General features: G+C 56.4%; 9 protein-coding genes and 1 tRNA gene. All 10 read right to left on the bottom strand.

From position 1 onward, the window contains the following. Positions 1-13 precede the first annotated feature (13 nt). The 10 genes from rpsL to CXF97_RS21515 all read right to left on the bottom strand — a co-directional run bounded on the left by rpsL (position 14) and on the right by CXF97_RS21515 (position 12,576). Positions 14-385, bottom strand: a complete 372-nt coding sequence (gene rpsL, locus CXF97_RS21470) for a 30S ribosomal protein S12 (RefSeq protein WP_003186084.1) — start codon at positions 383-385, stop codon at positions 14-16. A gap of 216 nt (positions 386-601) precedes the next feature. Continuing rightward, a complete protein-coding gene (rpoC, locus tag CXF97_RS21475; RefSeq protein ID WP_071173747.1) occupies positions 602-4,801 on the bottom strand; it encodes a DNA-directed RNA polymerase subunit beta' in 4,200 nt (1,399 codons plus the stop codon). 64 nt (positions 4,802-4,865) lie between these two features. After that, the gene (gene rpoB / locus CXF97_RS21480) at positions 4,866-8,939 is read right to left on the bottom strand and encodes a DNA-directed RNA polymerase subunit beta (protein ID WP_016772939.1); all 4,074 of its coding nucleotides are present in this window, start codon (positions 8,937-8,939) and stop codon (positions 4,866-4,868) included. Between the two features lie 221 nt (positions 8,940-9,160). After that, complete coding sequence (gene rplL, locus CXF97_RS21485; protein WP_007962228.1) at positions 9,161-9,526, bottom strand: 50S ribosomal protein L7/L12; 366 nt, start codon at positions 9,524-9,526, stop codon at positions 9,161-9,163. A gap of 73 nt (positions 9,527-9,599) precedes the next feature. Then, complete coding sequence (rplJ, locus tag CXF97_RS21490) at positions 9,600-10,100, bottom strand: 50S ribosomal protein L10 (RefSeq protein WP_008081912.1); 501 nt, start codon at positions 10,098-10,100, stop codon at positions 9,600-9,602. A 198-nt stretch (positions 10,101-10,298) separates the two neighbouring features. Beyond that, a complete protein-coding gene (rplA, locus tag CXF97_RS21495; RefSeq protein ID WP_003228754.1) occupies positions 10,299-10,994 on the bottom strand; it encodes a 50S ribosomal protein L1 in 696 nt (231 codons plus the stop codon). Continuing rightward, a complete protein-coding gene (gene rplK / locus CXF97_RS21500) occupies positions 10,994-11,425 on the bottom strand; it encodes a 50S ribosomal protein L11 (RefSeq protein ID WP_003176435.1) in 432 nt (143 codons plus the stop codon). Before rplK ends, rplA begins: the two co-directional genes overlap by 1 nt. A 118-nt stretch (positions 11,426-11,543) precedes the next feature. Beyond that, entirely contained in the window at positions 11,544-12,077 is a 534-nt protein-coding gene (gene nusG / locus CXF97_RS21505; protein ID WP_007957598.1) for a transcription termination/antitermination protein NusG, read from the bottom strand. Between the two features lie 9 nt (positions 12,078-12,086). After that, positions 12,087-12,455: a preprotein translocase subunit SecE gene (secE, locus tag CXF97_RS21510; RefSeq protein ID WP_064589465.1), complete on the bottom strand. Its 369-nt coding sequence runs from the start codon at positions 12,453-12,455 to the stop codon at positions 12,087-12,089. Between the two features lie 45 nt (positions 12,456-12,500). Further along, positions 12,501-12,576 (bottom strand) — tRNA-Trp (locus CXF97_RS21515). Positions 12,577-12,633: the final 57 nt, after the last annotated feature.

Raw genomic sequence — 12,633 nt, forward strand, 5'->3', positions numbered from 1 at the left:
GCAAAACGGCCGATTACTTCGGACGCTTGGTACCGTACTTCGAACGACCCTGGTTACGGCCTTTAACGCCGGAAGTATCCAAGGAGCCGCGAACGGTGTGGTAACGAACACCTGGCAAGTCTTTTACACGACCGCCGCGGATCAGGACCACGCTGTGCTCTTGCAGGTTGTGGCCTTCACCACCGATGTACGAGGAAACCTCGAAACCGTTGGTCAGACGCACACGGCAAACTTTACGCAGTGCCGAGTTAGGTTTTTTCGGCGTGGTGGTGTACACACGGGTGCACACGCCACGACGTTGCGGGCAGTTCTGCAGCGCAGGCACGTCGGATTTCTCGACGATACGCTTACGCGGCTGACGTACCAGCTGGTTGATAGTTGCCATCTACTAGCTCCACTGTTGTCTTGCGACGCTATTGTCTTGCAAGAAAAGCAAAATGGCAGGAACGAATTCCCGCCAAATTTAGGGGATCAAGAGTCTAAAGAGGATCTTGATTCCAGTCAAGGCAAGGCCCCGACCTCCCCGCCCATCGAACCTTGACTTGATGTCTCGATTCGACGAACGGAGCGATCAGGGCCTCACTCTCGTATATCGCAGAACTCAGTTACCGCTCGAGTTCAGCGCTTCGGTCAGTGCAGCTTCCACTTCACTGGCGCTTACGCGCAACGGCTTGTCGGCATCACGGCGACGCTTGCGCTCGCTGTGATAGGCAAGACCGGTACCGGCCGGGATCAGACGACCCACGACTACGTTTTCTTTCAGGCCGCGCAGGTAATCGCGCTTGCCGGTGACTGCCGCTTCGGTCAGTACGCGGGTGGTTTCCTGGAAGGAAGCCGCCGAGATGAACGATTCGGTGGACAACGACGCCTTGGTGATACCCAGCAGAACGCGAGTGAATTTGGAGACAAACTTGTCTTCCGCGCCCAGACGCTCGTTCTCGACCAACACGTGAGTCAGTTCCATCTGGTCGCCCTTGATGAAACTGGAATCGCCGGACTCGGAGATCTCAACTTTACGCAGCATCTGACGCAGGATGGTCTCGATGTGCTTGTCGTTGATCTTCACGCCTTGCAGACGATAAACGTCCTGGATCTCGTTGACGATGTACTTGGCCAGCGCGCTCACACCCAGCAGACGCAGGATGTCGTGCGGATCGCTTGGACCGTCGGAGATAACTTCGCCGCGGTTTACCTGTTCGCCTTCGAAGACGTTCAGGTGACGCCACTTCGGAATCAGCTCTTCGTACGGATCGCTACCGTCGTTCGGGGTAATGACCAGACGGCGCTTGCCTTTGGTCTCTTTACCGAACGCGATGGTGCCGCTGACTTCAGCCAGAATCGAAGCCTCTTTCGGACGACGAGCTTCGAACAGGTCGGCAACACGCGGCAGACCACCGGTGATGTCGCGAGTTTTCGAAGTTTCCTGCGGGATACGAGCGATAACATCACCGATCGCAATCTTCGCACCGTCAGCCACACCAACCAGGGCGTTGGCTGGCAGGAAGTACTGAGCGATTACGTCAGTACCTGGCAGCAACAGATCCTTGCCGTTGTCGTCAACCATCTTCACTGCAGGACGAATTTCTTTGCCCGCTGCTGGACGATCTTTCGCGTCGAGAACTTCAATGTTGGTCATACCGGTCAATTCGTCAGTCTGACGCTTGATCGTGATGCCTTCTTCCATGCCCACGTAGGTCACGGTACCTTTCATTTCGGTAACGATCGGGTGAGTGTGCGGATCCCACTTGGCCACGATTGCGCCAGCGTCGACCTTGTCACCTTCCTTAACCGAAATCACAGCACCGTACGGCAGCTTGTAACGCTCGCGCTCACGACCGAAATCGTCAGCGATTGCCAGCTCACCGGAACGGGACACAGCAACCAGGTGGCCATCCACTCGCTCAACGTGCTTCAGGTTGTGCAGACGGACGGTACCGCCATTCTTCACCTGAACGCTGTCGGCTGCGGAAGTACGGCTTGCCGCACCACCGATGTGGAACGTACGCATGGTCAGCTGGGTACCCGGCTCACCGATGGACTGGGCAGCGATAACGCCGACCGCTTCACCGATGTTCACCTGGTGACCACGAGCCAGATCACGGCCATAGCACTTGGCGCAAATGCCATAGCGGGTTTCGCAGCTGATCGGCGAACGCACGATCACTTCGTCGATGCTGTTCAGCTCGATGAACTCGACCCACTTCTCGTCAACCAGAGTGCCGGCAGGAACGATAACGTCCTCGGTACCCGGCTTGAATACGTCACGGGCAATGACACGACCCAATACGCGCTCACCCAGCGGCTCTACAACGTCACCGCCTTCAATGTGCGGAGTCATCAGCAGACCGTGTTCGGTGCCGCAATCGATCTCGGTTACAACCAGATCCTGCGCCACGTCTACCAGACGACGAGTCAGGTAACCGGAGTTCGCAGTTTTCAACGCGGTATCCGCCAGACCTTTACGAGCACCGTGAGTCGAGATGAAGTACTGAAGTACGCTCAAACCTTCACGGAAGTTCGCAGTAATCGGCGTTTCAATGATGGAACCGTCCGGCTTGGCCATCAGACCACGCATACCGGCCAGCTGACGAATCTGTGCTGCGGAACCCCGCGCACCCGAGTCGGCCATCATGTACATCGAGTTGAAAGACTCTTGGTCGACTTCGTCGCCGTGACGGTCGATGACTTTCTCTTTCGAGAGGTTGGCCATCATCGCCTTGGAAACTTCGTCGTTCGCTTTCGACCAGAGGTCGATCACTTTGTTGTACTTCTCGCCCTGGGTTACCAGGCCGGAGGCGTACTGGCTCTCGATCTCTTTCACTTCGTCGGTGGCTGCACCGATGATGCGAGCTTTTTCATCCGGGATAACGAAGTCGTTAACACCGATGGAAACGCCGGAGATGGTCGAGTAAGCGAAACCGGTGTACATCAACTGGTCAGCGAAGATCACGGTCTCTTTCAGACCAACCACGCGGTAGCACTGGTTGATCAGCTTGGAGATCGCCTTTTTCTTCATCGGCAGGTTGACGACGTCGAACGACAGACCTTTTGGCACAACCTGGAACAGCAGCGCACGGCCGACAGTGGTGTCGACAATACGGGTACCGCTCACGCTGTTGCCGTCACGGTCGTTGACGGTTTCGTTGATACGAACCTTGACCTTGGCGTGCAGTGCGGCTTCGCCGGCACGGAACACACGGTCGACTTCCTGCAGATCCGCGAACACACGACCTTCGCCCTTGGCGTTGATCGCTTCACGAGTCATGTAGTACAGACCCAATACAACGTCCTGCGACGGAACGATGATTGGCTCACCGTTGGCTGGCGACAGAATGTTGTTGGTCGACATCATCAACGCACGCGCTTCGAGCTGGGCTTCCAGCGTCAGCGGTACGTGCACGGCCATTTGGTCGCCGTCGAAGTCGGCGTTGTACGCGGCGCAGACCAGCGGGTGCAGCTGGATAGCCTTACCTTCGATCAGTACCGGTTCAAACGCCTGGATACCCAGACGGTGAAGGGTCGGCGCACGGTTGAGCAGAACCGGGTGTTCGCGAATCACTTCAGCGAGAACGTCCCAAACCTCTGGCAACTCGCGCTCGACCATTTTCTTGGCCGCTTTGATGGTGGTCGCCAGACCACGCATTTCCAGCTTGCCGAAAATGAACGGCTTGAACAGCTCGAGAGCCATCTTCTTCGGCAGACCGCACTGGTGCAGACGCAGGGTCGGGCCTACGGTAATTACCGAACGACCGGAGTAGTCAACACGCTTACCGAGCAAGTTCTGACGGAAACGACCTTGCTTACCCTTGATCATGTCAGCCAGGGATTTCAGAGGACGCTTGTTGGAACCAGTGATTGCGCGGCCACGACGACCGTTGTCGAGCAGTGCATCGACCGCTTCCTGCAACATACGCTTTTCGTTGCGCACGATGATGTCCGGCGCGGACAGATCCAGCAGGCGCTTCAAACGGTTGTTACGGTTGATCACTCGACGATACAGATCGTTGAGGTCGGAGGTCGCGAAACGACCGCCATCCAGCGGGACCAGTGGACGCAGATCTGGCGGCAGAACCGGCAGTACGGTCAGCACCATCCACTCTGGCAGGTTGCCGGAACCCTGGAAGGCTTCCATCAACTTCAGACGCTTGGACAGCTTCTTGATCTTGGTTTCCGAGTTGGTTTGCGGAATCTCTTCGCGCAGACGGCCAATCTCGTGCTCCAGGTCGATAGCGTGCAGCAGTTCGCGAACAGCTTCAGCACCCATGCGGGCGTCGAAATCGTCACCGAACTCTTCCAGCGCTTCGAAGTACTGTTCGTCGTTCAGCAACTGACCTTTTTCAAGGGTGGTCATGCCTGGATCAATAACGACATAGCTCTCGAAGTAGAGAACGCGTTCGATATCACGCAGGGTCATGTCCATCAGCAGGCCGATACGCGACGGCAGCGATTTCAGGAACCAGATGTGGGCAACCGGCGAAGCCAGTTCGATGTGCGCCATGCGCTCACGACGAACCTTGGCCAGTGCAACTTCAACGCCGCACTTCTCGCAGATCACACCACGGTGCTTCAAGCGCTTGTACTTACCGCACAGGCACTCGTAATCCTTTACCGGGCCAAAGATCTTGGCGCAGAACAGGCCGTCACGCTCAGGTTTGAACGTACGGTAGTTGATGGTTTCCGGCTTTTTAACTTCACCGAACGACCACGAACGGATCATCTCAGGCGATGCCAATCCGATACGGATGGCGTCGAACTCTTCGACTTGACCCTGGTTTTTCAGCAAATTCAGTAGGTCTTTCAAGGCCTTTCCTCCTGGCGGAGCAGAGAGCGGGCAATCCTGCCCCGCTCTCGATTCGCGTCACGTGTTATTCGGTTTCCAGATCGATATCGATGCCGAGGGAACGAATTTCCTTGATCAACACGTTGAAGGACTCGGGCATGCCCGGCTCCATACGGTGATCGCCATCCACGATGTTCTTGTACATCTTGGTACGGCCGTTCACATCGTCCGACTTCACTGTGAGCATTTCTTGCAGAGTGTAAGCAGCACCGTATGCTTCCAGTGCCCAGACCTCCATCTCCCCGAAACGCTGACCACCGAACTGCGCCTTACCACCCAGCGGCTGCTGGGTAACCAGGCTGTAAGAACCGGTAGAACGCGCGTGCATCTTGTCGTCTACCAAGTGGTTCAGCTTCAGCATGTACATGTAGCCAACGGTGACTGGACGCTCGAACTTGTTGCCGGTACGGCCGTCGGTCAGCTGCATCTGGCCGCTTTCCGGCAGGTCTGCCAGTTTCAGCATGGCCTTGATTTCGCTTTCCTTGGCGCCGTCGAACACTGGAGTGGCCATTGGAACGCCGCCACGCAGGTTGTTCGCCAGATCGAGGATTTCCTGATCGGAGAAGCTGTCCAGATCTTCGTTACGACCGCCGATCTGGTTGTAGATCTCGTCCAGGAAGGTGCGCAGTTCAGCGACTTTACGCTGCTCTTCGACCATCCGGTTGATCTTCTCGCCCAGACCTTTGGCCGCGAGGCCCAGGTGGGTTTCGAGGATCTGACCAACGTTCATACGCGAAGGTACGCCCAGCGGGTTGAGGACCACGTCGACCGGGGTGCCATTGGCATCGTGCGGCATGTCTTCAACCGGCATGATCACGGAGACCACACCCTTGTTACCGTGACGACCGGCCATCTTGTCGCCCGGCTGGATGCGACGACGGATTGCCAGGTAAACCTTGACGATTTTCAGCACGCCTGGAGCCAGGTCATCGCCCTGCTGCAGTTTGCGCTTCTTGTCTTCGAACTTGTCGTCCAGCAGACGGCGACGATCAACGATGTAGGCCTGAGCCTTCTCGAGCTGCTCGTTCAGAGCGTCTTCAGCCATGCGCAGCTTGAACCACTGGCCGTGCTCAAGACCGTCGAGTACTTCGTCGGTGATGTCCTGACCTTTCTTCAGGCCGGCGCCGCCTTCAGCCTTGTGGCCTACCAGTGCGGAACGCAGACGTTCGAAAGTTGCGCCTTCAACGATGCGGAACTCTTCGTTCAGATCCTTGCGGATCTCGTCCAGCTGGGACTTCTCGATCGACAGAGCACGAGCATCACGCTCAACGCCGTCACGGGTGAAGACCTGTACGTCGATGACAGTACCTTTGGTGCCGGTTGGCACGCGCAGGGAAGTGTCTTTAACGTCGCTGGCTTTTTCACCGAAGATTGCGCGCAGCAGTTTTTCTTCCGGAGTCAGCTGGGTCTCGCCTTTCGGAGTGACCTTGCCAACCAGGATGTCGCCTGCGCCTACTTCAGCACCTACGTAAACGATACCGGCTTCGTCCAGCTTGTTCAGTGCAGCTTCACCCACGTTCGGGATGTCCGCAGTGATTTCCTCTGGGCCAAGCTTGGTGTCACGGGCCACACAGGTCAGTTCCTGAATGTGGATCGTGGTGAAACGGTCTTCCTGAACCACACGCTCGGACAGGCAGATGGAGTCTTCGAAGTTGAAGCCGTTCCATGCCATGAACGCGATGCGCATGTTCTGACCCAGTGCCAGTTCACCCATGTCGGTGGACGGGCCGTCGGCCATGATATCGCTACGCTGAACGCGATCGCCTTTACGCACCAGCGGACGCTGGTTGATGCAGGTGTTCTGGTTCGAGCGGGTGTATTTGGTCAGGTTGTAGATGTCGACACCGGCTTCACCGGTTTCAACTTCGTCATCGGCAACACGAACCACGATACGGCTGGCGTCGACGGAATCAATCACGCCGCCACGACGAGCCACGACGCAAACGCCGGAGTCACGGGCTACGTTACGCTCCATGCCGGTACCTACCAGCGGCTTGTCAGCACGCAGAGTCGGTACAGCCTGACGCTGCATGTTCGAACCCATCAACGCACGGTTGGCGTCGTCGTGCTCGAGGAACGGAATCAGCGACGCTGCAACCGACACAACCTGCTTCGGCGAAACGTCCATCAGGGTGACGTCTTCCGGCGCCTTGACGGTGAATTCGTTCAGGTGACGTACCGCCACCAGTTCGTCGATCAGGACTTTCTGCTCGTTCATGGTCGCCGAAGCCTGCGCGATCACGTGATCGGCTTCTTCAATAGCGGACAGGAACACGATCTCGTCGGTGACCACACCCTCTTTCACCACGCGGTACGGGCTTTCCAGGAAGCCGTACTGGTTGGTGCGAGCGTACGCAGCCAGGGAGTTGATCAGACCGATGTTCGGACCTTCCGGCGTTTCAATCGGGCAGACACGACCGTAGTGAGTCGGGTGTACGTCACGAACTTCGAAGCCCGCGCGCTCACGAGTCAGACCGCCAGGGCCGAGTGCAGAGACACGACGCTTGTGGGTGATCTCGGACAGCGGGTTGTTCTGGTCCATGAACTGCGACAGCTGGCTGGAACCGAAGAACTCTTTCACCGCCGCAGCCACTGGCTTGGCGTTGATCAGGTCTTGCGGCATCAGGCCTTCGCTTTCGGCCATCGACAGACGCTCTTTGACCGCACGCTCAACACGTACCAGGCCAACACGGAACTGGTTCTCGGCCATTTCGCCTACGCAGCGAACACGACGGTTACCCAGGTGGTCGATGTCATCGACGATGCCTTTACCGTTACGGATGTCGACCAATGTCTTCAGTACCGCGACGATGTCTTCCTTGCACAGCACGCCCGAACCTTCGATCTCGGTACGACCGATACGACGGTTGAACTTCATCCGGCCGACCGCAGACAGGTCATAGCGCTCAGGGCTGAAGAACAGGTTGTTGAACAGAGTCTCGGCAGCGTCTTTGGTTGGCGGCTCGCCTGGACGCATCATGCGATAGATCTCGACCAGCGCTTCCAATTGGTTGCTGGTGGAATCGATCTTCAGCGTGTCGGAGACGAACGGACCGCAGTCGATGTCGTTGGTGTACAGGGTCTCGATGCGAACGACCTGAGCCTTGGCGATTTTCGCCAGGACTTCAGTGTTCAGCTCAGTGTTGCATTCGGCCAGGATTTCGCCGGTAGCCGGGTGCACGATAGCCTTGGCGGTGGTGCGACCGAGGACGTAGTCCAGTGGCACATCCAGCGTCTTGATACCGGCTTTTTCGATCTGGTTGATGTGGCGCGCGGTAATACGGCGGCCCTGCTCAACGATGACCTTGCCCTTCTCGTCCTGGATGTCCAGAACCGCAACCTCACCACGCAGGCGCGATGGCACCAGTTCCAGGCTGAGGGTTTCGCCGCTCAGGTGGAATACGTTGGTGGTGTAGAACGCGTCCAGCACTTCTTCGGTGGTGTAACCGAGTGCGCGCAGCAGTACCGAGGCCGGCAGCTTGCGACGACGGTCGATACGCACGAAGACGCAGTCTTTCGGGTCGAATTCGAAGTCCAGCCACGAACCGCGGTAAGGAATGATGCGAGCCGAGTACAGCAGTTTGCCGGAGCTGTGCGTCTTGCCGCGGTCGTGGTCGAAGAACACGCCCGGGGAACGGTGCAGCTGGGAAACGATAACACGCTCGGTACCGTTGATTACGAAGGTACCGTTTTCAGTCATCAGGGGGATTTCACCCATGTAGACTTCTTGCTCTTTGATGTCCTTGATCGCTTTGTTCGACGATTCTTTGTCGAAAATGATCAGACGCACTTTTACCCGCAAAGGTACGGCGAAAGTTACACCGCGCAATACGCATTCTTTGACATCAAATGCCGGTTCGCCCAGGCGATAACCGACGTACTCCAGCGCAGCATTGCCGGAGTAGCTGATGATCGGGAAAACGGATTTGAAGGCCGCATGCAGGCCCACGTCGCGGAACTGATCTTTAGTCGCTCCCGCTTGCAAGAATTCACGATACGAATCCAGCTGGATGGCCAGGAGGTAAGGCACATCCATGACGTCCGGCAACTTGCTAAAGTCCTTGCGGATACGTTTTTTCTCAGTATATGAGTAAGCCATCAGCGTTCCCCAGCTTGGTCACCTGCTTGTTTGGCCCCTCCCGACGGGAGCAGCCAGAAAATCGTGCAAACCCCATGGTTTGCGCCACCGCATCGGGTGGTTACAGCGCCTTTATCGACACCGACCCAGTCGGCTGCCAATAACGGAAAAAGGCCGGTGGCAAGAGCCACCAGCCATCAGCCTGTCGCTTGACGCTCGGGCTGGAGGAGCAAAGTCGATGCTTACTTCAGCTCGACTTTAGCGCCTGCTTCTTCCAGCTTCTTCTTGGCGTCTTCAGCCGCTTCTTTCGAAACGCCTTCAGCTACAACCTGAGGAGCGCCGTCTACTTTCTCTTTGGCTTCTTTCAGGCCCAGACCGGTCAGTTCACGAACTGCCTTGATCACGTTAACCTTCTTCTCGCCAGCTTCCAGCAGAACAACGTTGAACTCGGTTTGCTCTTCAACAGCAGCAGCAGCTACAGCTGGGCCAGCCGAAGCGGCAGCAGCGGTAACACCGAAGGTTTCTTCCATCGCTTTGATCAGCTCAACGATTTCCACTACGGATTTCTGGCCGATTGCTTCGATGATTTGTTCGTTAGTCAGAGACATGACTCAATTCCTGAATTGGGGGACGGCCTACGCGACCATCGAAATAAACAAAAAACGCGAGAAGTGACGAGCCTTAGGCTGCGGCAGCTTCTTTCTGGTCGCGAATTGCCGCCAGAGTACGAGCCAATTTGCTGGTAGCGCCTTGAATCACGCTCATCAGCTGAGAAATTGCTTCGTCACGGGTCGGCAGAGTTGCCAGTACGTCGATCTGATTAGCTGCGAGGAACTTGCCCTCGAACGCAGCTGCCTTGATCTCGAACTTGTCCTGACCCTTGGCAAACTCTTTGAAGATACGGGCAGCAGCGCCCGGATGTTCGTTGGAGAATGCAATCAGGGTCGGGCCGGTGAACACGTCGTTGAGGACACTGTATTGAGTGTCAGCAACAGCGCGCTTGAGCAGGGTGTTACGTACAACACGTACGTAAACGCCAGCTTCACGAGCCTCTTTACGGAGTCCGGTCATTGCGCCTACTGTTACGCCACGTGCATCAACCACGACAGCGGACAGAGCGACTTTGGCAGCCTCGTTGACTTCAGCGACGATGGCCTTCTTGTCTTCGAGATTAATTGCCACGGGTTTAACTCCTGCTTGTTACCGTTTCATTCGATCGAAACCGAATGTCGTTTTGGTGTCTGATTCGGTAAGGAACCGGGAGCACCATCTGCGTAGGCTGATGGTTTAAGACTTGCGCCGCCTACGGTCTTGGATAGCCCCCGCCAGGCAGGGACCCCAATTTTTCAATTGACGCGATCTCTCGCGCCAATCCGTGTCTTACGCGTCCAGCGAGCTCTGGTCGATAACCAGACCTGGGCCCATAGTGGTGCTCAGGGTAACGCGCTTGACGTAGATACCTTTCGAAGAAGCTGGCTTGATACGCTTCAGGTCAGCGATCAGGGCTTCAACGTTTTCCTTCAGCTTGACGGCGTCGAAACCGATCTTGCCAACGGAGGTGTGGATGATGCCGTTTTTGTCGGTGCGATAACGAACCTGACCAGCCTTGGCGTTTTTAACCGCGGTAGCTACGTCTGGAGTCACGGTACCAACTTTAGGGTTAGGCATCAGACCACGTGGACCGAGGATCTGACCCAACTGACCAACAACGCGCATAGCATCCGGAGATGCGATAACTACGTCGTAGTTCAGGTCGCCGCCTTTCATTTCGGCAGCCAGGTCGTCCATGCCTACACGGTCAGCGCCGGCAGCCAAAGCGGCCTCGGCAGCTGGACCCTGGGTGAACACTGCAACGCGAACAGTCTTGCCAGTGCCGTGCGGCAGCACGGTAGCGCTACGAACAACCTGGTCGGATTTACGCGGGTCTACACCCAGGTTTACAGCAACGTCGAACGACTCGCTGAACTTGACAGTCGACAGCTCAGCCAGCAAAGCGGCAGCATCTACAATGTTGTAGGCCTTGCCTGCTTCGATTTTGCCGGCGATAGCCTTTTGACGCTTGGTCAGCTTAGCCATTACACACCCTCCACGTTAAGGCCCATGCTACGAGCAGAACCGGCGATAGTACGCACGGCCGCATCCATATCAGCTGCAGTCAGATCCGCGTTTTTGGTTTTCGCGATTTCTTCCAGCTGAGCACGGGTAACAGTGCCAACCTTAACAGTGTTCGGACGAGCGGAGCCGCTAGTCAGACCGGCCGCCTTCTTCAGCAGAACCGAAGCAGGGGTGGATTTGGTTTCGAAAGTGAAGCTACGGTCGCTGTAGACAGTGATGATCACTGGAGTCGGCAGACCTGGCTCAAGACCCTGAGTACGGGCGTTGAAGGCCTTGCAGAATTCCATGATGTTCACGCCGTGCTGACCCAGAGCAGGACCAACAGGTGGGCTTGGGTTAGCCTGAGCGGCCTTCACTTGCAGCTTGATGTAAGCGGTAATCTTCTTGGCCATGAGGCACTCCAATTACGGGTTCGAACGCCTCGAAAGGCTCCCCGGTTACTTGCGCGTTTATCCCAGTGACGACAAAACCCCACAGCCTAGGGCTGCGGGGTTGGGATTGCTTGTCCAGCTAGACCTTTTCGACCTGACTGAACTCGAGCTCCACCGGAGTAGAGCGCCCGAAAATGAGCACCGCCACTTGGATCCGGCTCTTTTCGTAGTTAACTTCTTCCACAACGCCGTTGAAATCGGCGAATGGACCGTCATTGACACGTACCGTCTCGCCTGGCTCGAACAACGTCTTCGGCTTCGGCTTGTCGCTACCGTCAGCAACGCGACGCAGAATCGCTTCTGCCTCTTTATCAGTGATTGGCGCAGGCTTGTCAGCGGTCCCGCCGATGAAGCCCATCACCCGAGGAGTATCCTTGACCAAGTGCCAAGTACCCTCATTCATATCCATCTGGACCAGCACATAGCCCGGGAAGAACTTGCGCTCGCTTTTGCGCTTCTGGCCGTTGCGCATCTCAACCACTTCTTCAGTGGGAACCAGAATCTCGCCGAAGCCATCTTCCATGCCAGCCAGCTTTACGCGCTCGATCAGCGAGCGCATCACATGCTTCTCGTAACCCGAGTAAGCATGCACAACATACCAACGCTTAGCCACGGGACACCCTTAGCCGACAATCAAGGAAACAAGCCAGCCGAGCAGGGAATCAAGCCCCCACAACAGCAACGCCATAACCAGAACAACAGCCACGACAATCAGCGTGGTCTGTGTGGTTTCTTGGCGAGTTGGCCACACGACTTTACGAATCTCGGTGCGAGCTTCCTTAACCAGTACAAAGAAAGACTTGCCCTTCGCGGTTTGCAGGCCTACAAAGGCAGCTACAGCAGCGATGACAAGCAAAGCGAGTACACGGTACAGGATCGGCGAAGCAGCGTAATACTGATTGCCAACAACGCCAACAACTACCAAAGCGACTACTACAAGCCACTTGAGCAGATCGAAGCGAGAGCCTTGAGCTTCAGCCTTAGGAGTCATCTATGAAGATCCTGTGAAAAGAAAGCCAGACACACCAAGTGAATCTGGCAGGTCAGGAGGGAATCGAACCCCCAACCTACGGTTTTGGAGACCGTCGCTCTGCCAATTGAGCTACTGACCTAAAACAAAATCAGGCCGACCATTATGCCGGCCCGAAAAATACATTACAACCGCTTAT

The sequence above is a fragment of the Pseudomonas sp. Choline-02u-1 genome (assembly GCF_002836515.1).
Lineage (GTDB): Bacteria > Pseudomonadota > Gammaproteobacteria > Pseudomonadales > Pseudomonadaceae > Aquipseudomonas.

Bases quoted from the DNA above. Each gene is read 5' to 3' on its own strand.
- rpsL (WP_003186084.1), bottom strand. From the start codon at position 385: ATGGCAACTATCAACCAGCTGGTACGTCAGCCGCGTAAGCGTATCGTC.
- rplL (WP_007962228.1), bottom strand. From the start codon at position 9,526: ATGTCTCTGACTAACGAACAAATCATCGAAGCAATCGGCCAGAAATCC.
- rpoB (WP_016772939.1), bottom strand. From the start codon at position 8,939: ATGGCTTACTCATATACTGAGAAAAAACGTATCCGCAAGGACTTTAGC.
- rplA (WP_003228754.1), bottom strand. From the start codon at position 10,994: ATGGCTAAGCTGACCAAGCGTCAAAAGGCTATCGCCGGCAAAATCGAA.
- secE (WP_064589465.1), bottom strand. From the start codon at position 12,455: ATGACTCCTAAGGCTGAAGCTCAAGGCTCTCGCTTCGATCTGCTCAAG.
- rplK (WP_003176435.1), bottom strand. From the start codon at position 11,425: ATGGCCAAGAAGATTACCGCTTACATCAAGCTGCAAGTGAAGGCCGCT.